24 protein-coding genes are annotated in these 24,783 nt (G+C 74.9%); 10 read left to right on the top strand and 14 right to left on the bottom strand.

Annotated features, from left to right (window positions below):
• Positions 1 to 4: 4 nt before the first annotated feature.
• The 4 genes from I4I81_RS07710 to ligD all read right to left on the bottom strand — a co-directional run bounded on the left by I4I81_RS07710 (position 5) and on the right by ligD (position 5,429).
• The gene (locus I4I81_RS07710) at positions 5 to 1,375 is read right to left on the bottom strand and encodes an MFS transporter (RefSeq protein ID WP_218603796.1); all 1,371 of its coding nucleotides are present in this window, start codon (positions 1,373 to 1,375) and stop codon (positions 5 to 7) included.
• Entirely contained in the window at positions 1,372 to 2,667 is a 1,296-nt protein-coding gene (locus tag I4I81_RS07705; RefSeq protein ID WP_226363810.1) for an MFS transporter, read from the bottom strand. The genes I4I81_RS07710 and I4I81_RS07705 overlap by 4 nt, the downstream gene beginning before the upstream one ends.
• An 81-nt stretch (positions 2,668 to 2,748) precedes the next feature.
• The gene (locus I4I81_RS07700; RefSeq protein WP_218603795.1) at positions 2,749 to 3,531 is read right to left on the bottom strand and encodes a glycerophosphodiester phosphodiesterase family protein; all 783 of its coding nucleotides are present in this window, start codon (positions 3,529 to 3,531) and stop codon (positions 2,749 to 2,751) included.
• Positions 3,532 to 3,542: 11 nt separating this feature from the next.
• On the bottom strand, positions 3,543 to 5,429 hold the full coding sequence (ligD, locus tag I4I81_RS31390; protein ID WP_308187747.1) for a non-homologous end-joining DNA ligase: 1,887 nt from the start codon (positions 5,427 to 5,429) through the stop codon (positions 3,543 to 3,545).
• 68 nt (positions 5,430 to 5,497) lie between these two features.
• Here ligD and I4I81_RS07685 point away from each other — a divergent pair, with 68 nt between their 5' ends.
• Both I4I81_RS07685 and bfr read left to right on the top strand, forming a co-directional pair.
• Positions 5,498 to 5,695: a (2Fe-2S)-binding protein gene (locus tag I4I81_RS07685; RefSeq protein ID WP_218603794.1), complete on the top strand. Its 198-nt coding sequence runs from the start codon at positions 5,498 to 5,500 to the stop codon at positions 5,693 to 5,695.
• 103 nt (positions 5,696 to 5,798) lie between these two features.
• Entirely contained in the window at positions 5,799 to 6,284 is a 486-nt protein-coding gene (gene bfr / locus I4I81_RS07680) for a bacterioferritin (protein WP_218603793.1), read from the top strand.
• A gap of 4 nt (positions 6,285 to 6,288) precedes the next feature.
• On the opposite strand, the gene I4I81_RS07675 is transcribed toward bfr, so the two are convergent.
• Positions 6,289 to 7,749 (bottom strand): serine/threonine-protein kinase, encoded by a 1,461-nt coding sequence (locus I4I81_RS07675; RefSeq protein WP_218615917.1) that lies wholly within the window; start codon positions 7,747 to 7,749, stop codon positions 6,289 to 6,291.
• A gap of 124 nt (positions 7,750 to 7,873) precedes the next feature.
• On the opposite strand from I4I81_RS07675, the gene I4I81_RS07670 reads away from it, so the two are divergent.
• Positions 7,874 to 8,080 (top strand): DUF3072 domain-containing protein, encoded by a 207-nt coding sequence (locus I4I81_RS07670; RefSeq protein WP_218605868.1) that lies wholly within the window; start codon positions 7,874 to 7,876, stop codon positions 8,078 to 8,080.
• Between the two features lie 80 nt (positions 8,081 to 8,160).
• Here the strand turns inward: I4I81_RS07670 and I4I81_RS07665 are convergent, their stop codons facing one another.
• Positions 8,161 to 8,484: a hypothetical protein gene (locus tag I4I81_RS07665; RefSeq protein WP_218605867.1), complete on the bottom strand. Its 324-nt coding sequence runs from the start codon at positions 8,482 to 8,484 to the stop codon at positions 8,161 to 8,163.
• Between the two features lie 12 nt (positions 8,485 to 8,496).
• Positions 8,497 to 8,673, bottom strand: a complete 177-nt coding sequence (locus tag I4I81_RS07660) for a hypothetical protein (RefSeq protein WP_218605866.1) — start codon at positions 8,671 to 8,673, stop codon at positions 8,497 to 8,499.
• A 26-nt stretch (positions 8,674 to 8,699) separates the two neighbouring features.
• On the opposite strand from I4I81_RS07660, the gene I4I81_RS07655 reads away from it, so the two are divergent.
• Positions 8,700 to 9,236 (top strand): CGNR zinc finger domain-containing protein, encoded by a 537-nt coding sequence (locus I4I81_RS07655; RefSeq protein WP_218605865.1) that lies wholly within the window; start codon positions 8,700 to 8,702, stop codon positions 9,234 to 9,236.
• 70 nt (positions 9,237 to 9,306) lie between these two features.
• Here the strand turns inward: I4I81_RS07655 and I4I81_RS07650 are convergent, their stop codons facing one another.
• Positions 9,307 to 9,453: a hypothetical protein gene (locus I4I81_RS07650; protein WP_225924512.1), complete on the bottom strand. Its 147-nt coding sequence runs from the start codon at positions 9,451 to 9,453 to the stop codon at positions 9,307 to 9,309.
• A 22-nt stretch (positions 9,454 to 9,475) separates the two neighbouring features.
• Positions 9,476 to 10,519, bottom strand: coding sequence for an L-glyceraldehyde 3-phosphate reductase (gene mgrA / locus I4I81_RS07645; protein ID WP_218605864.1), 1,044 nt, complete (start codon positions 10,517 to 10,519; stop codon positions 9,476 to 9,478).
• Positions 10,520 to 10,591: 72 nt separating this feature from the next.
• On the opposite strand from mgrA, the gene I4I81_RS07640 reads away from it, so the two are divergent.
• The gene (locus tag I4I81_RS07640) at positions 10,592 to 11,554 is read left to right on the top strand and encodes a hypothetical protein (protein WP_218615916.1); all 963 of its coding nucleotides are present in this window, start codon (positions 10,592 to 10,594) and stop codon (positions 11,552 to 11,554) included.
• Here the strand turns inward: I4I81_RS07640 and I4I81_RS07635 are convergent.
• Complete coding sequence (locus tag I4I81_RS07635; protein WP_218604551.1) at positions 11,520 to 12,659, bottom strand: MFS transporter; 1,140 nt, start codon at positions 12,657 to 12,659, stop codon at positions 11,520 to 11,522. The genes I4I81_RS07640 and I4I81_RS07635 overlap by 35 nt on opposite strands.
• A gap of 143 nt (positions 12,660 to 12,802) precedes the next feature.
• Complete coding sequence (locus I4I81_RS07630; RefSeq protein ID WP_218604552.1) at positions 12,803 to 13,414, bottom strand: DUF4232 domain-containing protein; 612 nt, start codon at positions 13,412 to 13,414, stop codon at positions 12,803 to 12,805.
• A 110-nt stretch (positions 13,415 to 13,524) separates the two neighbouring features.
• On the opposite strand from I4I81_RS07630, the gene I4I81_RS07625 reads away from it, so the two are divergent.
• The 5 genes from I4I81_RS07625 to I4I81_RS07605 all read left to right on the top strand — a co-directional run bounded on the left by I4I81_RS07625 (position 13,525) and on the right by I4I81_RS07605 (position 20,492).
• Positions 13,525 to 14,103 (top strand): PadR family transcriptional regulator, encoded by a 579-nt coding sequence (locus I4I81_RS07625; RefSeq protein ID WP_218604553.1) that lies wholly within the window; start codon positions 13,525 to 13,527, stop codon positions 14,101 to 14,103.
• A 95-nt stretch (positions 14,104 to 14,198) separates the two neighbouring features.
• On the top strand, positions 14,199 to 14,657 hold the full coding sequence (locus tag I4I81_RS07620) for a nitroreductase/quinone reductase family protein (protein ID WP_218604554.1): 459 nt from the start codon (positions 14,199 to 14,201) through the stop codon (positions 14,655 to 14,657).
• Between the two features lie 8 nt (positions 14,658 to 14,665).
• Positions 14,666 to 16,990 carry an ATP-binding cassette domain-containing protein gene (locus tag I4I81_RS07615; protein ID WP_308187746.1) on the top strand — a complete coding sequence of 775 codons (2,325 nt, stop codon included), beginning with the start codon at positions 14,666 to 14,668 and terminating at the stop codon, positions 16,988 to 16,990.
• Positions 16,987 to 19,644 (top strand): SCO1167/SCO6262 family helicase, encoded by a 2,658-nt coding sequence (locus tag I4I81_RS07610; RefSeq protein WP_218604555.1) that lies wholly within the window; start codon positions 16,987 to 16,989, stop codon positions 19,642 to 19,644. Before I4I81_RS07615 ends, I4I81_RS07610 begins: the two co-directional genes overlap by 4 nt.
• Complete coding sequence (locus tag I4I81_RS07605; RefSeq protein ID WP_218615915.1) at positions 19,641 to 20,492, top strand: SWIM zinc finger family protein; 852 nt, start codon at positions 19,641 to 19,643, stop codon at positions 20,490 to 20,492. Before I4I81_RS07610 ends, I4I81_RS07605 begins: the two co-directional genes overlap by 4 nt.
• Before the next feature lie 38 nt (positions 20,493 to 20,530).
• On the opposite strand, the gene I4I81_RS07600 is transcribed toward I4I81_RS07605, so the two are convergent.
• From I4I81_RS07600 to I4I81_RS07590, 3 genes are read right to left on the bottom strand one after another with little or no spacing between them, the layout of a single operon-like run.
• A complete protein-coding gene (locus tag I4I81_RS07600; RefSeq protein ID WP_218615914.1) occupies positions 20,531 to 21,688 on the bottom strand; it encodes a heparan-alpha-glucosaminide N-acetyltransferase domain-containing protein in 1,158 nt (385 codons plus the stop codon).
• On the bottom strand, positions 21,628 to 23,469 hold the full coding sequence (locus I4I81_RS07595; protein ID WP_218615913.1) for a serine/threonine-protein kinase: 1,842 nt from the start codon (positions 23,467 to 23,469) through the stop codon (positions 21,628 to 21,630). Before I4I81_RS07595 ends, I4I81_RS07600 begins: the two co-directional genes overlap by 61 nt.
• Positions 23,470 to 23,517: 48 nt before the next feature.
• Entirely contained in the window at positions 23,518 to 24,696 is a 1,179-nt protein-coding gene (locus I4I81_RS07590) for a lactate 2-monooxygenase (RefSeq protein WP_218603741.1), read from the bottom strand.
• Positions 24,697 to 24,783 lie beyond the last annotated feature (87 nt).

Raw genomic sequence — 24,783 nt, 5'->3', positions numbered from 1 at the left:
GTGTTTACAAGACGGCCGGCTCCTCGTTACCTGCCGCCCGAATGGCCCGCTTCACCGGCACCATGGCCAGCAGCGCGCCCCCCACGACGAAGAAGACGATCAGCGAGATGATCGCCGGACGGAACGATCCGGTGGCGTCCGCGACCGCCGCGAACACCAGCGGACCCAGCCACGACGTGCCCTTCTCGCCGATCTCGTAGAGCGCGAAGTACTCGGCCTCGCGCCCGGGGGGCACCATCTGGCTGAACAGCGAGCGGGTCAGTGCCAGCGTCCCGCCGAGCACCAGGCCGATGCCGAACGCCACGGCGTAGAACTGCAGCTGCTGGCCCGCGGTGACGAAGTACGCCCCGGTCACGACGACGGTCCAGCCCACGAGGCTGCCCAGGATCGTGCGCTTCGCCCCGAACCGCGCAGCGATGCGGCCGTGCAGCACGGCACCGACGAACGCCACGAACTGCACGATCAGGATCGTCACGATGAGCACCTCGCGGGGGAGGAGCAGCTCGCGCTCCCCGTAGAGCCCGGCGATCTGCGCGACGGTCGTGATGCCGTCGGCGAAGATCAGGTAGCTGCCCAGGAACGCGAGCGTCAGAGGCACGCCCCGCGCGTGGCGCAGGGTGTCGGCGAGCTGCCGGAACCCCGCGGTCACCACCGCGGCCCCGCGCTCGCTGCCCTGCGGGGCCTGGTGACGGCGCAGCCGCCGCAGCGGGATCAGCGTGAACGCCGCCCACCACAGCCCGGCGGTGAGGAAGCAGATCCGCACGGCGTCGGACTCCGAGAGGCCGACGAGGTCGCGACCCAGGTAGATCGCCAGGTGCAACAGCAGCGCGAGCCCGCCGCCGAGGTAGCCGAACGCCCAGCCGCGCGCGGAGAGGGCGTCGCGGCCGTCCGGGCCGGCCAGCTCGGGCAGGAACGCGTAGTAGATGACGATCGACGCGCCGTACGCGGTGTTCGCGACGAGGAACAGCACGAACCCGAGCTGCCAGCTCGTGCCCGCGGTCAGCGCCAGTGCCGCGGTGGCCGCGGAGCCGACGAACGCGGAGATCCCCAGCATGCGGCGCTTGTCCTGCGTGCGGTCGGCGATCGCACCGGTGATCGGCAGGACGAGCACCTGCAGCACCGTCGCCAGCGAGACCAGGTAGCCGAACACCGAGCCCGCTGCGACGTCGAACCCGAGCAGGTCCACATCGCAGTGGACGAGTGCGCTGTCGCCCGTGCAGGCCTGTCCCCGGGCGCGGGCGTCCGCCTCGGCGACCCCCGTCAGGTACAGCGACAGGAAGACCGTGATCACCGAGGTCTGGAAGACCTGGTTGGCCCAGTCGTAGAAGATCCAGCCGCGCCGCTCGCGCTCCTCCGGGGTGGTGGGGCCGTTCATGCGGGCCGGCGCACGGGGAGCAGCGCCACCAGCCCGACGCCGAGGACCAGCAGGATGCCGAGGATCCCGGCGCGGTCGGAGGCGAACAGGTAGGTGAACAGGCCGACGAGCGTGGGTGCCAGGAACGACGCCGCGCGGCCGGTGGTGGCGTAGAGCCCGAACAGCTCGCCCTCCTTCCCCGGTGGGGCGAGCCGGGCCAGGAACGTGCGCGAGGACGACTGCGCCGGCCCGACGAACAGGCACAGCGCCAGCCCGAACACCCAGAACATCGCCGGCCCGGACACCACCAGCAGCACCACCCCGACGACGAGCATCCCGGCGAGCGACCCCACGATCACCGCCTTGGGCCCGATCCGGTCGTCGACGTACCCGGCTGCGAGCGCCCCCGCCGCGGCGACGACGTTGGCCGCGACCCCGAAGATCAGCACGTCGTCCTCGGCGATCCCGTACACCGTCACCGCGAGCACCGCGCCGAAGGTGAACACCGCGGCGAGCCCGTCGCGGAACAGCGCGCTCGCGCCGAGGAAGTACAGCGTGTGCGGGCTCTCGCGGAAGAGCGCCCGCAGGTCGGTGAACAGGGCCCGGTAGGACGCGAGGACGCCGAGCCGGGCCTCCGCGGCGCGCGTCGGCGCCACCTCGGGGACCACCAGCAGCATCGGGATCGCGAACACCAGGAACCACCCCGCGGCCACCAGCGCGACGAGCCGGATGTTGACCCCGTTCTCCGTGGTGACGCCCAGCACCCCGCCGCCGCCGACGATGAACCCGACGTAGACGACCAGCAGCAGCACGATCCCGCCGAGGTAGCCCATCGCCCAGCCGAAGCCGGACACGCGGCCCACCGTCGCCGGCGTCGAGACCTGGGAGAGCACCGCGTTGTAGGACACCGACGCGAGCTCGAAGAAGATCGAGCCCAACCCGAGGAGCACGAGCCCGAGCGCGAGGAACTGATGGGCGTCCTGCACCAGGAACAGCCCGGCCATCGTGGCGATCGTCAGCGCCGTCCAGATCGCGACGGCCCGCTTGCGCCGCCCCGCCGCGTCGGCCCGGCGCGCGATCACCGGCGCCATCAGGGCGATGATCAGCCCGGACGCGCCGATGGAGTACCCGAGCCAGCTGTTCGCGCTGACGTCGCCCGGCAGGTCGGCCCCGACCGAGTCGGTGAGGTAGACGGAGAAGACGAACGTCAGGATCACCGCGTTGTACGCCGCAGAACCCCAGTCCCACAGCCCCCACGCCAGCACCTGGCCGCGGGTGACGGACGGGGCGCCCACGGGCACGTCGGTACTCACCGGCGGAGGGTAGCGGCCCGACGCGCACCGCCCGGCCCGGCGCGCACGCTCGACGGTGCGCGCCGCCGCGCGGGGTGCGCGTCAGGCCCAGGCGCCGCGGTCCCGCAGCACCTCGCGGAGGAGGTCGGGCCGGTCGGACAGCACGCCGTCGACGCCCATGTCGAGCAGCTCCACCATCTCCGCGGGGTCGTCGACGGTCCACACGTGCACCTCGCGGCCCGCCGCGTGCGCGGTGCGCACCAGCTGCTCGTCGACGACGGTGAGCGGGCCGAAGCGGCGGGGGAGCTGCGCGAGCTGCCCGGCGAACGGGAGTGCGGGCAGGCTCGACAGCGGGGCGGGCAGGGCGTCGAGCCACGCCCGCGTGCGCAGGCCGAGCGCCGCGGTCTGCCCCATCGACGTGCACAGCTTCGGGCCCGCGGCGCGGCGCGCCCGGTGCAGCCAGCGCTCGTCGTAGGCCCCGAGGCAGACGCGGTGCCAGGCGTCGAGGCGTTCGAGGACGGGCAGCGTCACGTCGACGGCCGCAGCCGACTTCATCTCGATCGTGCAGCGCGTCTCCGGCAGCGCGGTGAGGACGTCGGCGAGCAGCGGCACGGGGTCGGTGCCACCCACCCGGACCGCGGCGATCTCGCGCGAGTCGAGAGCGGAGATGCGACCGGAGCCGTCGGTGGTGCGGTCCAGCGTCGGGTCGTGGTGCACGACCGCCACGGAGTCGGCCGAGGCGTGCACGTCGAACTCGAGGTAGGAGAAGCCCTCGTCGACCGCGCGGGTGAAGCCGGCGAGCGTGTTCTCCGGACCCCCGCCGACGTGCCAGCCGCGGTGGGCGTAGGCGCGGGGGTAGGGGCCGTCGAGGTAGGGGTGTCCCATGATCGCCCAGGTTAGCGGCGGGGCAGGCGCTGCCCGGCACCCAGGACCGGGGCCATGAGGTCGCCGTGCTCGGCGATCCGCGCGGGCAGGTCGGTGTGGACGAACGTCAGGTCCGCGGGCGTGCGGCACGCGCGCACCTCGTCCCAGGTCAGCGGCGTGGCGACGGTCGGGCGGGCCCGGCCGCGCAGCGAGTAGCTGCCGATCGTGGTCTTGTGCGGGTTGTTCTGGCTCCAGTCGACGAAGATCCGCCCGCGCCGCCGCGCCTTCGCCATCACCGCGGTGACGCGCTTCGGATCGTCGCCCGCGAGCTCCTCCGCGATCGCCTTCGCGAACTCCGAGGTCTGCTCGGGACGCGAGACCGCGACCGGCAGGTAGAGCTGCATCCCCTTGCCGCCGCTGGTGCGCGGGTAGGCGAGCAGGTCGTCGTCGGCGAGGCGCTCGGCGATGCGCAGCGCCACCCGGGCGCAGTCGACGATCGTGGTGCCGTCGCCGGGGTCCAGGTCGAACACGACCAGGTCCGGCGTCTGCCGCCCGTCGCGCGGGCCCAGGCGCCACTGCGGCACGTGCAGCTCCAGCGCGGCGAGGTTGGCCGCCCAGGCGAGGCCCTGCTCGTCGTCGATGACGGGGAAGTCGGCGCTCTCCGAGCGCCCGCCCGGAGTGCCGACGCGCGCGGTGCGGATCCACGACGGGGCGTGCCGCGAGACGTCCTTCTCGAAGAACGACCCGCGCTCGACGCCGTCGGGCCAGCGGACCATCGTGACCGGGCGGTCGCGCAGGTGCGGCAGCATCACCTCCGCGACGGCCAGGTAGTGCTCCAGTACCTCGGCCTTGGTGGTGCCGGTCATCGGGTAGAGGACCTTGTCCGGGTTGGTCAGCCGGGCCTTCCCGACGGGTGCGCGCCGCACCGGCGGCGCGGGCCTGCCCGGCCCGGTGGCGACCTCCACCCAGTCCCCGCTCGGGCCGGGCGCGTACGCCGACCCGCCGTTCTTGGCGATCACCGAGGGCAGCCCCTGCGCGGCCACCGCCGTGACCACCTCCGCGCCCGCCCCGGGGAAGACCGGCGCCGGCCGCCAGTGCACGCCCGCCAGCGGCAGCGCGTCGAGCAGGGCGCGGCGCTCGCGGAACGGCAGCGCCGCGGTGTCGCGGCCGTCGAGGTGCAGGAGGTCGCCGATCCACAGGTCGGCGGTGTCGGGGGCCAGCTCGCCGTCGAACAGCGCACGGGTGGCCGACAGCGACGGGCCCAGCCCGCGCAGGTGGGGGAGCGTCGCGGTGAGGTCCTCCCCGTCGGCGTCGGCCACCGTGGCGCGGCCCCCGTCGACCCGGACGATCACCCGGCGCCCGCCGAAGCCGACCTGCAGCCACCAGTCGTCGCCCTCGGGGAGCGGACCGGGCGTCGCCTCCATGGGACGGGCGTCGCGGGGGAGGGGTTCCTGACCCGCGGGCGTGGGGTCCGAGCGGCGCAGCAGCCAGTCGCGGTCCCCCCGCCCGGTGCGGAGGAACAGGTAGCGGCCCCGCGCGCGCTCGCCGTGGAACACCACCGCCACCTCACGGGGGTGCCACTTCTCGGTCTCGTAGGTACCGGTGTCCCAGACCGTCATCGTGCCCGCGCCGTACTCGCCCGCCGGGATCTCGCCGTGGAAGTCCAGGTACTCCATCGGGTGGTCCTCGGTGCGCACGGCGAGGCGGACCGTCTCGTTGTCGGTGGGCAGGCCCTTGGGCACCGCCCACGACGCGAGGACGCCGTCGTGCTCGAGGCGGACGTCCCAGTGCAGCCGCCGCGCGTGGTGCTCCTGGATCACGAACCGGGTGCCCGGGCCCGTGACCTGCGGATCCGTCTGCGGGACCGGCTCCGGCGTGCGTGCGGCGTCGCGCTTGCGGCGGTACTCGTCGAGCGGCACCCGCACAGACTATTGCGCACGTCACTGCCCGGGTGCGAACATAGGCTGGCCTAAACAAAGGAGTGGCTGTGTACGTGTGCATGTGCTTCGCCGTGTGTGACCGGACGATCCGTTCGTGCATCGCGCGGGGCGCCCGCACGGTCGAGGAGGTCGGCGAGGTCACCGAGGCCGGCACCGGCTGCGGCGGCTGCCAGGGCCACATCGACACCCTGCTCACGGCCACCCTGGCGCCGTCGGTGCTCGACGACCTGCCTGCCACCGGCTGAGGCGGCACTTACCGCCGATCAGGCGATCCTGGCTCGTTCGTGTCCGGAACGGGCCGTTAACGTCCCCGTCGACCGTTCCCCCCGACGCGAGGACACGACACCGATGCGTGGCGACCCCGAGATCATCGAGCTGCTCAACGCGCAGCTGACCAGCGAGCTCACGGCGATCAACCAGTACTTCCTGCACGCGAAGATGCAGCAGAACTGGGGACTCACGAAGCTCGCGGCCTACACCCGCGACGAGTCCATCGACGAGATGAAGCACGCGGAGAAGATCACCGACCGCATCCTGTTCCTCGAGGGCCTGCCGAACTACCAGCGGCTGGGCACGCTGCGGATCGGGCAGACCGTCAAGGAGCAGCTGGAGGCCGACCTCGCGATCGAGATCGCCGTCGTCGAGCGGCTGCGCCCCGGCGTCATCATGTGCCGCGCCAAGGGCGATGCCACCTCCGCGTCCCTGCTGGAGGAGATCCTCGCCGACGAGGAGCACCACATCGACTACATCGAGACCAACCTCGAGCTGATCGACAAGCTCGGCGAGCAGCTGTACCTGGCCCAGCTCGTCGACCAGCCCCCGAACCCGGGCTGATCGGCTAGTCGGCGCAGGCCGGCTCCACGGCCCCCGCCTCCTGGTAGGACTCCGGCAGCCCGGTCACACCGAGCTGCTGGAGCAGGGTGGCGGCGTAGGACAGGTTGCGGGTGGCGTCGCCGAAGCGGGCGACGCCCTGGGAGTACGCGTCGGCCGTGAGCGGGTCCGACGCCTCGACGATCCCCTGCCCCTCGACGAGCGACGCCCGCGCCTGCGTGAACTCGTCGATGACCAGCCCGAAACCCGACGCGATCGCCGGGGTCGGCGCCTCGTCCTGCAGGTACCGGTAGTCGATCAGGGCGATGTCGATCGTCGCGATCGTCCGGGACGTCCCGGCGAGGTACTCCTGCCGCGCGACGGTCGGGTCCCCGGTGACCGTCGTCGCCCCCGTCGACTCGCTGATGTCCACGAGCAGGTCACCGCTCTCGCACAGCCGCCGCACGTACCGGGCCTCCGGACCGTCCGGGTCGACGTCGGACACGACCGCGGGCGTCGTGGTCGGCGCGGTCTCGACGACGGGTTCGACGGCGCCGCGGTTCGCCACCGCCAGTGCCGTGGCCCCGGCCAGCAGCACCACCCCGACCACGGTCCCCGCCACCAGCAGCGCCCGGCGCCGTCCGGGACGCGGGGGGCGGGGCGGGAGCGGCATCGGCGGGGGAGTGCTCGCCCCGCGCAGCCACATCGCGACCTGCGGGGCCGTCGGACGGCGGGCGGGGTCCTTCACCAGGCAGCGGCGGGCGATGTCGGCCGCGGCGGGCGGCATCCCGCGCAGGTCGGGCTCGGACTCCAGCACCCGGTACAGCACCGCCGCCGAGCTCCCCGCCGCGAACGGGCCGCGCCCGGTGGCGGCGAAGCACAGCGTGGCGCCCATCGAGAACACGTCGCTCGCCGGACCGGGCGGGCCGCTGCCCGCCACCTGCTCCGGGGACATGTACTCCGGCGTGCCGATCATCTCGCCGGTGCCGGTCAGCGGCGTCGCGTCGGAGGTGTGGGCGATCCCGAAGTCGATGACCTTCGCGCCGTCGGCGGCCAGCAGGACGTTGGCCGGCTTGAGGTCGCGGTGCACCAGCCCGGCCGCGTGGATCGCGCTCAGCGCCTCGGCGAGCCCGAGCGTCAGCCGGTGCAGCGACCGCTCGTCGAGCGGGCCGTGGGTCAGCACGACCTCGCGCAGCGGCGGACCCTCGACGAACTGGGTGGCCAGCCACGGCGGCTCGCCCTCGGGATCGGCGTCCAGGACGCGTGCGGTGAACATCCCGGCGACGGCGGTGGCCGCCGAGACCTCACGGCGGAAGCGGTGCCGGAACCCGGTGTCGCCCGCCAGGTCGTCGCGGATGACCTTCACCGCGGCCTGCTGGCCCTCCGGGGTGCGACCCAGGTACACGCGGCCCATACCGCCCTCGCCGAGGCGGCCGAGCAGGCGGTACCGCCCGACGCTGTCCGGGTCACCGGCCTGGAGGGGGTCCACGGGGGCAGCCTACTGAGCCGTCCGGCCCTGTCCCGCCGTACGACTACGCAGACGCAGGAATGTCATAACGGACGCCGGGGCGCTCCGAGGTGCGGGGGTGGGGGTTCGAAGATACGTTCGAGCCATGACTGACAAGAACGACGTCCCGGTCACCGCGGAGAAGGATCCCGACGACTGGACGACCGGCGACGAGCCCATGACGGGCGCGCAGAAGTCCTACCTCCAGACGCTGGCCACCGAGGCCGGCGAGCAGGTGCCCGACGACCTGTCCAAGGCCGACGCGTCGAAGAGGATCGACGACCTGCAGGCCCAGACCGGCCGGGGTCAGTGACCCGCTCCTGACGATCCGATAATCGAGGTTATGACAGTTCGACTCGGCGAGGCCCGTCAGCGGGGCCTCCCCGGGCCGGGTCAGTCGTAGTCGCGCCAGATCTCCGAGACCCCGGCGGCCGGTACGGCGCCGGGGTCCGCGCGTCCCTCGACCGTCACCATCACCGCGCCCGACGGCATCTCCAGCACGACGCGCCGGTTGTTGGGCACGTCGGCCTGCAGGACGCCGCGCGGCATGACGTTGCCGTGGTCGTCGAGCGCCGAGATCAGGACGTGACTGCCGCCCCAGGTCGATCCGAAGGTGACCCAGGAGCGCTTGACGACGGCCGAGGACCGGCCCGCCTCGACCATGGCGGTGGCGCGGAACGAGCCGTCGGGGTGCGGGGTGATGGGGATGCCGAACATGGCGTCATGCTCTCAGGCGCGCACCGGGACCCCTCCCCCGCGCGTCACCCCGATGGAGCAGTGCCCGCCGGGCCGGGTGAGCGGGTCGCCGTCCTGGAGGGTGCGCCACCGCCCGCACGGGCAGCGCTGGTAGCTGACGAGGCCCTCCGAGGTGAGGTGCCGGGAGATCGTGAACCACAGGTGCGTCATGGCGACCAGCCTGCTGTAATGGCCTTGTGCACATCAACCCTTACGGGCGTGACCCGGTCCTCCTCGCCGCCGACCTGGTGAACGACCCGCCCGGGTCCCCCGCCGCCCTGCGGGCCCGCTGCCTCGACGCGGGGCTGGTCGTCGAGCGACCGGTGGGCGACGCCGACCTCGTCGAGGTCCGGGCCTACCTCGACGCCTGGACCGCGATCGTCGACGCGCCGGACCCGGCCACCCGCGCGGCCCGGCTCAACGTGCTGCTGGCCGCGTCGGCGGCGCACCCGAGGCTGACCGACCACGTCGGCACCGGCTGGCACATCCACTACCGCGACGACGACATGACCCTCGCCGGCGTCGTCCGCTCGCTGGTCAGCGTGGGCACGGCGCTGCACCTGACCGGGCGCGGGATGCACCGCCTCGACCGGTGCGCCGCCGACGGGTGCCCGCGGGTGTTCGCCGACGTCTCCCGCACCGGCAGGCAGCGCTACTGCACCCCCGCCTGCGCCAACCGCGACGCGGTCCGGCGCCACCGGCTCACCGCCCGGGCGACGCCACCCGGCGGGTGACCCGCCCGGCCCCGGTCAGCCCACCGCCTCCCGGAAGCGTTCGAGCTCGCGGTGGGTGTCCGGCCGGTGGTCAGGGTCGCCCGGCGTGCCGGACGTCGACGCGGGTCGCCAGCAGCCGGGCCTCGCGGACCGGGCGGCGCTCGTGCTCGGCGAACGAGGGCGCCGTGCAGAGGAACGGGGTGCGGCCGTCGTCGCCGCCGAGCATGCAGGCGAACACGCCGGTGCCGACGTAGGCGCACTCAGCCCACGCTGCTCGCCGCCCACAGGTTGATCCCGCCGTCGACGGCGTGCTCGTCGATCCGCTTCAGCTCGTCGTCGTCGAAGCCGAGGTGGTCCAGGGCGCCGAGGTTGTCGTCGAGCTGCTCGACGCTGCTCGCACCGATCAGCACCGACGTCACGCGCTCGTCGCGCAGGGCCCAGGCCAGCGCCAGCTGCGCGAGGCTCTGACCGCGGGCCGCGGCCATGTCGTTGAGCGCGCGGACGTGGTGCAGCGTCTGCTCGGTGAGCAGGTCGGGCGAGAGCGACGTGTCCTGCGCGGCGCGGGAGTCGGCCGGGACGCCGTCGAGGTACCTGCCGGTCAGCATGCCCTGGGCGAGCGGGGAGAACGCGATGCAGCCGATGCCCTCGTCGCCGAGCACGTCGAGCAGGTCCTCCTCGATCCAGCGGTTGAGCATCGAGTAGGACGGCTGGTGGATCAGCAGGGGCGTGCCCAGGTCGCGCAGGATCGCCGCGGCCTCGCGGGTGCGCTCGCCGGAGTAGGACGAGATGCCCGCGTACAGCGCCCTCCCGGACCGGACGGCGGTGTCGAGGGCGCCCATCGTCTCCTCGAGCGGGGTGTCGGGGTCGAAGCGGTGGCTGTAGAAGATGTCGACGTAGTCGACGCCCATCCGCGCGAGCGACTGGTCCAGGCTCGCGAGCAGGTACTTCCGCGAGCCGCCGCCCTGGCCGTACGGGCCGGGCCACATGTCGTAGCCCGCCTTCGTCGACAGGATCAGCTCGTCGCGGTACGGGCGCAGGTCCTGGGCGTAGATCGTGCCGAAGTTGGACTCGGCGCTGCCGTAGGGCGGGCCGTAGTTGTTGGCCAGGTCGATGTGGGTGACGCCGCGGTCGAACGCCCGGCGCAGGATGGCGCGCTGCGTCTCCAGTGGCCTGCCGTCGCCGAAGTTGTGCCACAGGCCCAGCGAGATCGCGGGGAGCAGGAGCCCGCTGCGGCCGGTGCGCCGGAACGTCGCGGTGCCGTCGGATCGGGCGTCGTACCGGGTGGGGTCAGCGAGGTAGGTCACCGGTCCATCCTGCACCGGGCCGGCCGGACGCGTTCCTCGCGACGCCCGGGTCGGTCAGGGCATGATCACCGGGTGCCTCCCGCCGCGCTCGAGCGACCGTGGGTGCGCGGAGTCCTGATGGCCGTCGCCGGGGCCGGGGTGGCGGTCGCCGTGCAGTGGACCGGGCAGTCCGTCGCCCCGTCGGTCGAGGTGCGGGCGGTGATCGACGCGTCGTCGGTCGAGACCGAGCAGGGGCGCGGGGGCACGACCCGGGACCACACGGTCCGGGCCGTCACCGCGTCGGGCCGGGTCATCGACCTGGCCGGGTCGGGCAACGGGGCCGGGCTCACGGCGTCGGCCGCGGGCCTGGACCGCGGCGCCCCCGTGCTGGTCACCCGGTCCACCTACGACGGGGAGATCCTCGCCGTCCGGTCGCCGCTCGCGACCGTGCCGGTCGCGCAGCACGGTGCCGGTGTCGTGCTGCGCGTGCTCGGCCTCCTGGTCGCCGCGGCGGCGCTGGTGCTCGGGGTGCGCGGGTGGTCGCGGTCCACCGTCGGCGTACCGGTGCTGTGCGCGGTGGGCGGGCTCGCGCTGACCGCGCTGCTGATCCGGCCCGCACCCGACCTCGGCCTGTCGCCGTACCCGCTGCCCGACGCGATGGCCGGGTACGCCGACCCGCCCACCGGCCCGTCCCCCGACCCGCTGCTGAGCACCCGCACCGTCGACGCCGTGGCGACCGCGGGAACACCGGTGCCGACCGCGCCGGGCGACTCCCTCACCGTGACCGGCCCGCCGGTGGCCGGCACCGCCGGCGGGTTCGACACCGTCCGCATCCCGCTCGCCGTCGACCCCGGCGACGGCGCCCCGGTGCCCAACCTGCGGCTGATCGGCACCGGCGCGGGGCGGACCGTCGAGCTCCCGGACTGCGGCCCGTCCGGCCTCCCGCCGCGGCTGACGACGCCGGGCGAGGGCGTCGTCTGCTTCGCCGTGCCGGACGACTTCGCGCCGCGCTACCTGGTCCTCACCAACGACGGCGTGGCGATCGACCTGGGGTGACCACCAGCGCGGACGCGAGCAGTGCGGCCGCGACGAGGCCGAGGGCGGGCAGGACGAGCGCGGCGCGGTAGCCGGCGGCCTCGGCGACGACCCCGACCAGTACCGGGCCCACCAGGAACCCGAGGTAGCCGCAGGTCGCGACGCCGGCGATCGCCCGGCTCGCCGCGGCCGGGTCGCGGGCACCGGCCGCGCTGAAGGCCAGCGGGACGACCGCCGCCAGGCCGAGCCCCACCAGCGCCAGCCCCGCGATGCCGACGGCCGGCGTCGGCGCGGCCAGGGTGACCGCGAACCCCGTCCCGGCGACCAGGCAGGACCCGCGCAGCACCCGCGGTGCCCCGGCCGCGGCCACGAGGCGGTCGGCGACCAGCCGCACCGCGACCATCGCCGCGGAGAACGCGACGAACCCCAGCGACGCGACGGCCGCCCCGGCGCCGGTGCTCGCCTCCAGGTGCACCGCGCTCCAGTCGTTGACGGTGCCCTCGGCGAGGAACCCGCAGAACGCGATGGCGCCGAGCGGCAGCAGTGCGCGCCCGGGGAAGGTGAACGCCCCGCCCTGCCCGGCGTCCGGGCCCGGAAGGAAGGCGCGCGTCGCGCCGGCCGCCACGACGAGCAGCACCGCGCCCGCCACCGGGAAGTGGACGCCGATCGGGACCGCCGCGAGCAGCGCGCCCGCACCGGCCCCGACCAGCGCGCCGACGTTCCACCATGCGTGGAAGCTCGCGAAGATCGGCCGCCCGTAGGCCTGCTCGACGCGGGCGGCGTGGGTGTTCATGGCGACGTCGAGCAGGCCGTTGCCCGCGCCGAGCACGAGCAGGGCCGCGCTGAACCACAGCAGGTCCGGGGCGAGGGCGGCGGCCGGGAGCCCGGCGCACAGGACCGCCGCACCGCCGAGCGCGGCGCGCCGGCTCCCGGTGCGCACGATCAGCGGTCCCGCGGCCAGCAGGGCCGCGACCGACCCGGCGGCCAGCCCGAACAGCGCCACCGCGAGCCCGCCCGCGTCGAGGCCGAGCCGCTGCTGGGCGGCGGGCACGCGGGCGGCCCACGTGGCGAAGCCCGCCCCGCACACCGCGAAGACGACGGACACGGCGATCCGGGCGCGGGTCACCCGGGCGTCGCGGACCGGCTCGGGGTCGTCCGGACGGGCCGCGCGAGCTCGGTGGTGCCCGGGACGGCGGGCGGCCGGGCGTGCAGCACGTCACGAACGTACAAGAACCGCGTTCCGCGGAACGCCCGCGCGACGCCGTACGGCTACCGCGCCGCGAGCGTCTGCACGGTGAGCTGCTCGCCGGGCGGCGTGCCCGCGCAGCCGGTGCCGTCCATCGGCACGAACAGCGACGCGGTGTCGCCGGGCGGGTAGACCCGCAGGCCCCGCACCGGCGTCGGCGAGCACGCCGCGGCGTCGTAGTTCGCGACGTTCACCATCCGCACCTGTGCCCCGGCCGCGGCCCCGACGGCGAGGCGCACCTCCCCGCCGCGGGGGCCGTCCATCGCGGCGGCCGGGCCGACCTGGTGGCCGTCGTCGCCCGCGACGTAGGAGACGCCGGGGAAGCCGGTCAGCTCGCAGGTGCGGGTGCCGGTGTTGGTCAGCACGAGCGTGACGAAGCGGGACCCGGCCGCGGCGTCGCCGTCGGCGAGCGATCCGGTCAGCTCGCCGGTGGTGCAGCGCTCCGGGTCGCCGCCCCCTCCCCCGCCCGTGTCGGCGACGGGTGCGGTCGCCGTGGTGGCCGGCGCCGCCGTCGAGGTCGGTGCGGCCGACGTCCCGATCACCGGTCCGTCGGGCGTGGTCGCCTGCGGCCCCGAGCACCCGGCGAGCAGCGCCGCGGCCGCGACGACCGTCAGCAGGCTCCTGGTCCTGATCATGAGATCCCCCGATCCCTCGTCGTGCGTTCCACAACGAGAGACGTCCGGCCCCGGACATCGGTTGCATCACGCAACGATCCGATCGGGTGATGCCGGATACGCTGTCGGCCATGTCGGCCACCCGCCTGCTGGTACTGGGCATCGTGCGTGGCTACGGGCGTGCGCACGGCTACCGCATCGGCACCGACCTGCAGTCGTGGGACGCGGCCGACTGGGCCAACGCCAAGTGGGGCTCGATCTACCACGCCCTGCGCGCGATGACCGACGCCGGGATGCTCCTCGACCACGACGACGTGCCGGGGCGCACCGAGTACGAGCTCACGGAGAAGGGCGAGGCCGAGTTCCTGCGACTGCTGCGCGACGCCGTCCGCCGCCCGGCCAGCCGCCCCGACCAGCTCGGGGCCGCTCTCGCGATGCTGCCCTCGCTCCCCCGCGCGGAGGCCGTGCGGCTGCTGCGGGAGCGGCTGACGGCGTTGGAGGAGATCCGCGACAAGGCCCGCACCCAGCTCGACGGCTGGGCCGACGCCCCGCACTGGTCGGAGCTCTACGGGCTCTGGGAGCACACCGCGGCCGGTGGCGTCGAGTGGACGTCCGGGTTGATCGCGCGGCTGGAGGGCGGCGCGTACGCGATGGCGGGCGAGCCGGGCTCCCCCGGCCGGCCGGGCAGCTGGCCGTCGCTGACCGAGTAGCTCAAATTTGCACAGAGCGCCGCCCTCGGGCACACTCGACAGGCCGGATTCAAGTTTGAGCAGCTGGGCGCCCGTCGCCACCGGGAGATGAGCCGATGACCGATCCGTCCACCCTGAGCGGCATCGGGCCGCCCGCCGGGATGAAGGAGATGAACGACGACCTGCTGGAGCAGCAGCGCCGCGGGACCCTGCCGTTCGAGCTGTCGGTCCTGGTCGTGCCCGGGCGGCGCAGCGGCGTGCTCCGCCGGACGCCGCTGACCGTCCTGGACCGCGACGGCGAGCGCTTCGTGCTGGGCGGGTTCCCCGCGGCCGACTGGATCCGCAACGTGCGCGCCGCGGGCCGCGGCACGCTGGAGGAGGGCGGCCGGAGCGCACCGGTCCGGCTCGTCGAGCTGGACGCGGCCGACGCCGTGCCGGTCCTGCGCGAGTGGCCCGCCATCACCCCGATCGGCGTGGAGATGATGCGCGACGCCGGCGTCGTCGGCGACACCACCCCCGAGGCGATGGAGGCCGTCGCGGGGATCTGTCCCGTCTTTCGACTGGAGCTCGAGTGAGACTGTCGGTGCCACCCGCCACACTGTCCGCCGACGTCGACCAGGGAGTGCAGCAGATGGCGAGCCAGCAGGAGTACATCGTCGTCACGGGCGCGCGGGAGAACAACCTGCGCGACGTGTCGGTCCGCGTCCCCAAGCGCGCCATCACCGCGTTCGTCGGCGTGTCCGGGTCGGGCAAGTCGTCGCTGGTGTTCGACACCATCGCCGCGGAGGCCCAGCGCCAGCTCAACGAGACGTTCTCCGCGTTCGTCCGCGGGTTCCTGCCGAAGCTGGGCCAGCCCGACGCCGACCTGATCGAGAACCTGTCCACCGCGATCGTGGTCGACCAGAAGCGCCTCGGCGGGGGCACGCGCTCCACGCTGGGCACCGTCACCGACATCAACCCGCTGCTGCGGCTGCTGTTCTCCCGGCGCAGCACCCCGCACGTGGGCCCGGGCTACGCCTTCTCGTTCAACGAGCAGGGCATGTGCCCGGGCTGCAACGGGATCGGGCGGCGCGTGCAGCTCGACCACGCGGTGATGTTCGACCGCACGAAGTCGCTCAACGAGGGCGCGATCCGGCACAAGGACTTCGCGGTCGACAGCTGGTACTGGCTGATCTACGTGATGTCCGGGCGGTTCGACAACGACAAGCCGCTCGGTGAGTACACCGACGACGAGTGGCAGCTGCTGCTGTGGGGTGCCGACCAGAAGGTCGAGATCACGATGGCGGGCCGCAAGGCCATGCGGATGGACCTCGAGGGCGTCGAGGCGAAGTTCAACCGGATCTTCGTCAACGCCGCGGAGGAGGGCGCGTCGGACCGCAAGAAGGAGGTCATCGCGAAGTACACGACCTCCGTGCGCTGCCCCGACTGCGGCGGCACCCGGCTCGCGGAGGCCCCCCGCACGGCCACGGTCGCGGGCGTCACGCTGCCGGAGGTGTGCGCGATGGACCTCGCCTCGCTGCACGCGTGGCTGCCCGCCGTCCGCGACGCCGAGGTCGCCCCCATCGTCGACGAGGCCATCGCCCGGGTCGGTGCGCTGGTCGACATGGGCCTGGCCTACCTCACGCTCGACCGGGAGACCTCCACGCTGTCCGGCGGGGAGTCCCAGCGCATCAAGATGGTGCGCCACCTCGGGTCGTCGCTGGTCGACGTCATGTACGTGTTCGACGAGCCGACGATCGGGCTGCACCCGCGCGACGTCGGCCGGATGAACGCGCTGCTGCACCGGCTGCGCGACAAGGGCAACACCGTGCTCGTCGTCGAGCACGACACCGACGTCATCACCCAGGCCGACCACGTCGTCGAGCTCGGCCCGCGGGCGGGCACCGCCGGCGGCACGATCGTCTACCAGGGCGACGTCGCGGGCCTGCAGCACTCGGGCACGCTCACCGGCGAGTTCCTGCACCGCCCGGTCCGGGCCAAGGAATCGCCGCGGCAGCCCACCGGCACCCTCCCGCTGCGCGACGCCACCGCCAACAACCTCCGCGGGTTCGATGTCGACGTCCCGCTCGGGGTGCTCGTCGCGCTCACCGGGGTGGCCGGCTCGGGCAAGTCCACGCTGGTCCGCGAGGTGCTGATCCCCCAGCACCCCGACGCGATCGTGGTCGACCAGAGCGCGGTGGCCACCTCGATCCGGTCCACGCCCGCCACCTGGACCGGCGTCATGGACGCCGTCCGCAAGCTCTTCGCGAAGGAGACGGGCGTCAAGCCGGCGCTGTTCTCCTTCAACTCCGCGGGAGCCTGCCCCACCTGCAACGGTCTCGGCGCGGTCTACTCCGATCTCGCCTACCTCGACGGCGTGCGCTCCACCTGCGCCGACTGCGGCGGCCGCCGCTACACCGAAGAGGTCCTCGCCCTCACCGTCCGCGGGAAGTCCATCTCCGACGCCCTCGACATGACCGCGGCCGACGCCGTCGAGTTCTTCACCGGGCGCGACATCCGGCCCAAGCTGCAGGCCGTCGTCGACGTCGGGCTGGGGTACCTCACGCTCGGGCAGCCCCTGTCCACGCTGTCCGGTGGCGAGTGCCAGCGGCTCAAGCTGGCCGGCCGGCTGCACGAGAAGGGCAACATCTACGTCCTCGACGAGCCCACCACCGGGCTGCACATGTCCGACTGCGGGCACCTGCTGACGATGCTCGACCGCCTGGTCGACGGCGGCAGCTCGGTGATCGTCGTGGAGCACAACCTCGACGTCATCGCGCACGCCGACTGGGTGATCGACCTCGGGCCCGACGGCGGCGACGGTGGCGGGTCGATCGTGTTCGAGGGCCCGCCCGCGGCGCTGCTGGACGCGCCGGGATCGTTCACCGGGGAGCACCTGGCCCGGCACGTCGGCGCCGGGGTCGCGTGAGAGAAGCGTCCTTCCTCCCGGCCGACCCACCGCGCACCGGGACGCTGGTGCTGTGGGGCGACCCGCCCGCCCCGACCGGATCGCTCGGAATCGCCGGTGGGCCGGGCGGGGTGGTGCGCCCCGAGCCGGTGCGGCTGGTCGAGATCGGCGACGCGCTCCCGCTGCTGCTGGCCGCGGACGACACGGCGGCGGGGTCCGTCCTGTTCTGGGCGGCCGCCGCACGCACCGCACTCGGGCTCGTCGCGCGGGGCCGGTTGCTGCCGGGCGTCACCGCCGGGGGGTGGGACGCCTGGCGGGCCGGTCCGCTCGACGCCGCCGACGCCGACCGGCTTCGGGCGCTCGCGGCGGCGATGCCTGCGCAGGCCCGCGCTGTCCCCGCCGACGGCACGCTGCTGCCCGCGGCCGCGCCGCTGGTGCGGGCGTTCGTCGACGCGGTGGCCGATCACCTGCCGCGGTCCGGTGACGGCCCGTACGCCGGCACCGCCCCGGTCGCGGTCCCCGAGCTGCGGGACTGGGCCGCGGAGGCGGCGGCGGGGGTCGACGCCGGGGTGCGGGTCTCGCTGCGCCTGGACGGACTGCGGCTCGACGGGGATCCGGCGGGGAGGCTGCGGCTCGTCGTCCAGGTGCACGCCCTCCACGATCCGACCCGCCTGGCCGACCTCGCCGACGTCTGGAGCGGGGCGGCCGTCGGGTTCGGGCCGGACGCGCGGGTCGACGCGCTGCGCGCGGTCCGGCGGGCCGCGCGGTTCTGGGCGCCGTTGGAGCAGCTGCTGACCCGCACCGTCCCCGACGAGGCGGATCTCGACGACGTCGATCTCGCCGACCTGCTCGACTCCGGCGGCGCCGCACTCGCCGAGGCGGGGATCTCGGTGCACCGGCCGCGCGATCTGACGAGCCTGCAGACGCAGGTGGTCGCCGGGGGCGCGGGCCGGGGGCCGTCCCTCCTGGGCACCGACCCCTTCCGTCTCGACTGGGAGGTCGCACTCGGCGGCACCCCGCTCACCCCCGACGAGCGCGACGAGCTGGCCCGCAGCCACCGGCCGGTGGTCCGGCTGCGCGGCGAGTGGGTCCTCGTCGACTCGGCGACCCGCCGTCGCGCGGCGAACCCCGTCGCGCCGCCGGTGCCGGTCGCCGCCGCGCTCGGGGCCGCCCTGACCGGTGAGATCGACCTCGACGGCACCCGGGTGGCCGTCCGCGCCACCGGCCGACTCGCCGAGCTGCGGGAGAAGCTGACCGCTGCACCGGAGCCCGACGCCGCACCCGACGGGCTCACCGCCGTCCTGCGCGACTACCAGCTCCGCGGCGTCGGGTGGCTGCACCGGATGACCTCGCTCGGGCTCGGGGCGTGCCTCGCCGACGACATGGGCCTGGGCAAGACCGTCACCCTGATCGCGCTGCACCTGCGCCGGGCCGCACTCGGCACGGGCGCCACGCTCGTCGTCTGCCCGGCGTCACTGCTGGGCAACTGGGAACGCGAGATCGGCCGGTTCGCCCCGGGTCTCGCCGTCGCCCGCTACCACGGGCCCGACCGCGCGCTGGGCGCCGCCGACGTCGTCCTCACGACCTACGCCACCATGCGACTCGACGCGGAGGTCCTCGCCGCGCACGGGTGGGGGTTGGTCGTCGCCGACGAGGCCCAGCACGTCAAGAACGCGGGGTCGGGCACCGCGCGGGCGCTGCGGACCATCCCGAGCCCGGCCCGGGTGGCGCTCACCGGCACGCCCGTGGAGAACGACCTCGACGAGCTGTGGGCGATCCTCGACTGGGCCACCCCGGGCCTGCTCGGGACCCGCGCCGGGTTCCGGCGCCGATGGTCGGACCCCATCGCGAGCGGCGACACCGACGCAGCCGCCCGGTTCGCCCGCCTGATCGGCCCGTTCCTGCTGCGGCGGCGCAAGTCCGACCCGGGCATCGCCCCGGAGCTGCCGCGCAAGACCGAGACCGACCGGCCCGTCGCGCTCACCCCCGAGCAGGCCGGGCTCTACGCCGCCGTCGTCGACGACACCCTGGCCCGGATCGCCGCCGCCGACGGGACGGCCCGGCGCGGGCTCGTGCTGGGCCTGCTCACCGCGCTCAAGCAGGTCTGCAACCACCCCGCGCAGTACGCGCACGAGGCCGAACCGGTGCTCGCCGGCCGGTCCGGGAAGGTGGAGCTGCTCGACGAACTGCTCGACACGATCCTCGCCGAGGGCGGGTCCGTGCTGGTCTTCACCCAGTACGTGGCCATGGCGCGGCTGCTGGAGCGCCATCTCGCCGACCGCGGGATCGGGCACGCGCTGCTGCACGGCGGCACCCCGGTCCCCCGGCGCGAGGAACTGGTCGACGCGTTCCAGCGCGGGGAGACCCCGGTGTTCCTGCTCTCGCTCAAGGCCGCGGGCACCGGGCTCAACCTCACCCGCGCCGACCACGTCGTGCACTACGACCGCTGGTGGAACCCCGCGGTGGAGGACCAGGCCACCGACCGCGCGTACCGGATCGGGCAGACCCGCCCGGTCCAGGTGCACCGGCTGATCACCGAAGGCACCCTGGAGGACCGCATCGCCACCCTGCTGGAGACCAAGCGCGCGCTCGCCGACGCCGTGCTCACCGGCGGCGAGGCCGCGCTGTCGGAGCTGTCCGACGCCGACCTGGCCGAGCTGGTGGGGCTGCGATGACGGTCGTGGCCAAGGGCTATCCCGCGTTCGCCGCCCGGCCCGGACAGCGCGGCCGGTCGTGGTGGGCGCGCGAGTTCGTGTCGGCGCTGGAGGATGCCGCCCTCGATGCGGGAGTGCTGCGCCGCGGCCGCCGGTTCGCCGGCAGCGGGCGGCTCGGGCCGATCACCGTGGCGCCGGGACGGCTCTCCGCTGTCGCCGACGACCCCGACGACGGTCCGGTCGGCACCGTCGTGCACGTCCCGGTGCTCGACGACGCCGACTGGGACCGGCTGCGCCGCCAGACCGGCGCCGAGGCGGGTCACCTCGCCGCCCTGCTCGACGGCGAGCTGCCCCGCGCCCTCGTCGACGCCGCCGACGCGGCGGGCGTGGACCTGCTGCCCGGCGTCGGCGACCTGGAGTCCGACTGCGACTGCCCCGACATCGGCGACCCGTGCCCCCACTCCGCCGCCCTGTGCTACCAGACGTCCTGGCTGCTCGACGAGGATCCGTTCGTCCTGCTGCTCCTGCGCGGCCGCTCCGCCGACGACCTGATCGCCGCACTCACCACCCCCGCGACGGCCACCCCCGCGACCGCGACGGCGACTCCCGAGTCGGCCGTCCCCGATCCGGCGAGGCCCGGGACGGCGTGGTCCGCCCCTTCCGACGCCGTAGCCCGGCTGGACCGTCCCGTCCCGGCCGCGGAGGCCTACGCCGCCACCCCGACGGCGCTGCCGGCCGTGTCCCACCCCGGCCCGGTGTCGGTGCCGGCGGTCCCGCCCCCACCGGGCCTCGACCCCGGCCTCCTCCCCCGCCTGGCCGCCGACGCGGCAGCCCGGGCCCGGGCCCTCCTCGGGCCCCACAGGCCCTGACGGGCCGCACCCGCCCCGGGAGTGGGCCCCGCCGGGGCTCAGGACCGCGCCGCCACCCGCCGCCGCAGCGCCCGGCCGGGGGCCGAGACGACCGACTCCAGCGGACCCCGTCGCCCGGCCAGCCGCAGCCCCACGCCGACGACGGCGGCGACCCCGAGGTGGGCGAGCAGTGTCGACGCACCCTCCGTCGGCCGGGCCGCCAGCCACACCACGTGCCCGGTGTAGAGCGTCAGCGGCACCGCCCCGACCGCCGCGGGCAGCCACGCGACGGCCCGCGGCAGCAGCAGCCCGAGGCCGAGGACCGCGAGCGCCGTGCCGATCGTGTGCGCCAGGTCGAACGGGGTGCCCGAGTGCGGGGCGTCGACGACGAGCCACCACCAGGCCTCGACGGGCGTGGTGCCGTAGTGCCGCACCCCCCGCTCGTCCAGCGCCGGCCCGGCGACACCCACCAGCCACCACGACCCGGCCGCGGCCACCACGGCCAGTGCCGCCCCGCCGCCGAGGAGCCACCCCGCCACGCGGCGGTCGCGCAGGTCGAGCCGACCCACCGCCATGCCCGCGAGCAGGTACGCGGTCCAGGGCAGTACCGGGTAGTAGCCGGTCAGGACCAGCGTGACCAGCAGCTGACCGGGGTCGGCGAGGGACCCGAGCCCGGCCTGCGGGCCCGGCCCGTCGGGCAGACCCGCCCGCAGGACCTGGCTCAGCACCGGACCGGCGACGACCATCACCGCGGCCCCCGCCGCGAGCGCCCCCGCCCGCAGGCGCAGCAGCGGCACCGCGACGACGAACAGGAGCGCGTAGTAGGCGAGGATCACCGCGACCGGGGGATCCAGCCCGACGAGCGCGAGCCCGAGCAGGCCGACGAGCACCGCCCGCACCAGCAGTCCCGCACCGGCCGCGGCGTGGTCCCGGGGGCCGCGGAGCCCCCGCGTCGACAGCGCGATCCCCACCCCCGCGAGCACCGCGAACAGCGCCGAGGACCGCCCGTGCGCGACCAGCCCGGTCAGCGACGCCGACCCGTCGGGGTCGGCGAGTGGCAGCGTGTGGGTGGCGAACATCCCGGCGAGGGCCACCGCCCGCGCGGCGTCGACCCCGAGGAGGCGCTCGGCCGAGCCGGCCGGTGCCGTCGGATCGCTCAGCGTCGCGTCACCTGGGTCACCGGCCCGTCCGGGGCGGCGTCGACGCTGCGCAGCCACGACTCCAGGGCGTCGCGCGCGGCGGACAGCGGTGGGCGCTGCGCCGGGTCGTTGTGCATCGCGGCGTGCAACAGGGCGGTGTGCGCGCTGCGGGCCGGGAGCTGCGACAGCGGCGCACCGGCCGCGGCCGCCCGCAGCCCGGAGACGGCGTCGCCGTGCGTGCCGCGGGGCGGGTGACCCGTCAGGGCGTAGGAGATGGTGGCGGCGAGCTGCCACGAGTCCGACTGCGGCGTGGCCCGCCGCCCGCCCGCGACCTCGGGGGCGAGGAAGTCGGGTGTGCCGAGCACGAACCCGGCGACGGTCAGCGTGGCGTCGCCGGTGCGGCGGGCGATCCCGAAGTCGATCAGGTGCGCGTACCCGGCGGCGTCGACGATCACGTTGCCCGGCTTCACGTCGCGGTGCATGACGCCACGGGTGTGCGCGGCGTCGAGCGCCCCCGCGACCGACGCCCAGGCCCGCGCGGCCGCGATGTCGTCGAGCAGCCCGCGGGAGCGCACGAGCTCGCCGAGCGGCGTCCCCTCGACGTGCTCCATGACCAGGACCATGCCCTCGAGCTCGGCGAGGCCGGGGTCGCTGCGGGCATCGACCAGGTCGAAGATCCGGACGCAGTTGGGGTGGCGCACCGAACCCAGCGCCGTGGCCTCGCGCCGGATGCGCTCCTCGGTCTCGGCGTCGGGGGTGTGCGCGGCCTTGAGCGCGACCTCGTGGCCGAGCTTCGCGTCGTGGGCGAGCCAGACCTTGCCGAAGCCGCCGGCCCCCAGACGCCGGATCATCCGGAACCGCGGTTCGCCGTTGCGCGGACCCGGCGCTGCCGCGGCCGCCCCGAACAGCGGCCCGGCGGCGACGAGCGTGGGCGTCGGGCCGACGCCGGAACGCGGCACGGACACCAGCGGCTCCGGGGGCCGGGTGAACTGCCGCTCGGACCGCTTCGACCGGGCCGCGGCGACGTCCTCGGGCCGGGTCGGGGGCACCGGGCGGCTGCGGATGGGGGCGCTGCGCACGGGGCCGCGGGAGACCGGGTCGGGCGTGCGCGGCGGGGCGTCGACGCGGCGGGAGGCCGCGGGCTCCAGCGACCGGCGGACCGTCTCCCGCGACGGCCGCCCGGCCAGCAGCACGACGAAGATCCCGATGAACGCCCCGCCGACGGCACCGATCCACAGGTGCCCCGACGACCCCGCGGGCGTGGAGGCCGTCAGGAACGGCACCGCGAGCGCGGGGATCCAGAACAGGTGCACCGGCCAGGTCGGGCCGCGGCGGAGCGCGACCCGCGCCTGGATCCACACGAACACGGCGACGAGCAGCGGCAGCACGGCGAGCACGCCGATCGCGAGCCCGAACGCGGCCGGGTTCGCCGGGTCGAACGCCTGGCGCACCGACGTGCCGCCCAGGTAGTCGCCCTGCGAGGCGAAGACGAGGTCGGCGAACGGCACCGGGATCGGCTCGGCGAGCGCGGCGACGTCGGAGGAGCGGAGGCCGTTGACCTGCTCCCCCGCGGCGGCCGCCCGCACGACCCGCCCCGTGGCGGTGAAGGCCAGCCACGGCAGCAGCCCGGCGGACCCGAGGCCCAGGACGATGAAGCCCAGTGCGGCGCCGACGCCGTAGCGCGACCCGATCCCCTTGCGCCAGACCGCGAGCAGGAAGGCCCCGACCGCGGGCAACAGCCCGACCAGCACCCCCAGCACCGTGATCGCCCAGGCCCAGCCGCCGACCACCAGGTCGGTGTTCAGCACGGCCCTCAGGCCGGAGATCAGGGCGGCGACCAGCGCGGTGACCCCGTCCACGCAGTCCTCCAGGTGCCTCTCGCCGCCACGTCCTGCCCCACTATGGCATCACCGCGCCGGGACCCGTCCCAGCACATCCGGAGCGGCCCGCAACGACGCCAGGTCGGCGAACCCGGCGAGGGCGAGCGTGAGGTCGAGCTCGGCCAGCACGCTGCGCAGCACGTGCCGCACGCCCTCCTCGCCGCCGATCGCCAGCCCGTAGGCCATCGGGCGGCCGAGCAGCACGGCGTCGGCGCCCAGCGCGAGCGCGACGGCGGCGTCGGAGCCGGTACGGACGCCGGAGTCGAACAGGACGGGCGCCCGCCCCCCGACGGCTCCCACGATGCCGGGCAGCGCGTCGAGCGACCCGATCGCGCGGTCGACCTGCCGCCCGCCGTGGTTGGACACGATGATCCCGTCCATGCCGGCGTCGAGCGCGTGCAGCGCGTCGTCGACGTGCTGCACCCCCTTCAGGACGATCGGGCCGTCCCAGTGCTCGCGCAGCAGGTCCAGGCGGTCCCAGCGCAGTGCGGTGCCGGTGAACATCGGCACCCAGCGCCCGACCGCGGCCATCAGGTCGTCCTCGGGGGCCTTCGCCAGCCCGGCCCGGAACGCGGGGTCGGAGAACGGGATCGCCGTGCCGACCCCGCGCAGGAACGGCAGGTAGGCGCCGTCGAGGTCCACCGGGCGCCAGCCGAGCGTCCAGGTGTCGAGGGTGACGACGAGCGTCGTGTAGCCGGCCGCGCGGGCGCGCTGCAGCAGGCTGACGGTCACCGCGTCCTCGGTGGGCCAGTACAGCTGGTACCAGCGCGGGCCGTCGCCGCTCGCCTCCGCCACCTCCTCCGTCGTGTAGGACGAGGCGGTCGAGAGCACCATCGGCACACCCAGCGAGGCAGCAGCGCGGGCCACCGCGAGCTCGCCGTCGGCGTGCAGGATCGACATGACGCCGATCGGGGCCGTGAGCAGCGGTGCAGGCATCGAGGTGCCGAGCACGGTGGTGGACCAGTCGCGGGACGTGGTGTCGCGCAGCATCCGCGGCACGAACCCGTGCCGGTCGAACGCGGAGCGGTTGGCGCGCATCGTGGTGCCCTGGCCGGCGCCGCCCGCGATGTAGCCGAACGGCCCGTCGGTGAGGACGGACCGGGCCGCCTCCTCGAGATGCGACGGGTCGGCCGGGTAGCGGGGCACCTCGTCGCCCAGCCCGCGCAGGTAGATCTCGGCGGCGTAGGAGGAGAAGGGGGCGCTCATGAGGGCAACCTACGGTGGGCGTCGAGGTCGACGTCGAGCCGGTTGAGCAAGGTCGCCAGCGTGTCGCCGTCCTCGGCGGACCAGGAC

It is taken from the genome of Pseudonocardia abyssalis, assembly GCF_019263705.2.
Classification (GTDB): Bacteria; Actinomycetota; Actinomycetes; order Mycobacteriales; family Pseudonocardiaceae; genus Pseudonocardia; species Pseudonocardia abyssalis.
Note: the sequence above shows the minus strand (reverse complement) of the source record. Positions and strands in the feature narration are given on the sequence as shown.

Excerpts from the sequence above, each read along its gene's own strand:
- I4I81_RS07625 (WP_218604553.1), top strand. The coding sequence starts at position 13,525 with ATGTCGGCCACCCGCCTGCTGGTACTGGGCATCGTGCGTGGCTACGGG.
- I4I81_RS07620 (WP_218604554.1), top strand. The coding sequence starts at position 14,199 with ATGACCGATCCGTCCACCCTGAGCGGCATCGGGCCGCCCGCCGGGATG.
- I4I81_RS07670 (WP_218605868.1), top strand. The coding sequence starts at position 7,874 with ATGACTGACAAGAACGACGTCCCGGTCACCGCGGAGAAGGATCCCGAC.
- I4I81_RS07630 (WP_218604552.1), bottom strand. The coding sequence starts at position 13,414 with ATGATCAGGACCAGGAGCCTGCTGACGGTCGTCGCGGCCGCGGCGCTG.
- I4I81_RS07605 (WP_218615915.1), top strand. The coding sequence starts at position 19,641 with ATGACGGTCGTGGCCAAGGGCTATCCCGCGTTCGCCGCCCGGCCCGGA.
- bfr (WP_218603793.1), top strand. The coding sequence starts at position 5,799 with ATGCGTGGCGACCCCGAGATCATCGAGCTGCTCAACGCGCAGCTGACC.
- I4I81_RS07665 (WP_218605867.1), bottom strand. The coding sequence starts at position 8,484 with ATGTTCGGCATCCCCATCACCCCGCACCCCGACGGCTCGTTCCGCGCC.
- I4I81_RS07700 (WP_218603795.1), bottom strand. The coding sequence starts at position 3,531 with ATGGGACACCCCTACCTCGACGGCCCCTACCCCCGCGCCTACGCCCAC.
- I4I81_RS07590 (WP_218603741.1), bottom strand. The coding sequence starts at position 24,696 with ATGAGCGCCCCCTTCTCCTCCTACGCCGCCGAGATCTACCTGCGCGGG.
- I4I81_RS07660 (WP_218605866.1), bottom strand. The coding sequence starts at position 8,673 with ATGACGCACCTGTGGTTCACGATCTCCCGGCACCTCACCTCGGAGGGC.
- I4I81_RS07710 (WP_218603796.1), bottom strand. The coding sequence starts at position 1,375 with ATGAACGGCCCCACCACCCCGGAGGAGCGCGAGCGGCGCGGCTGGATC.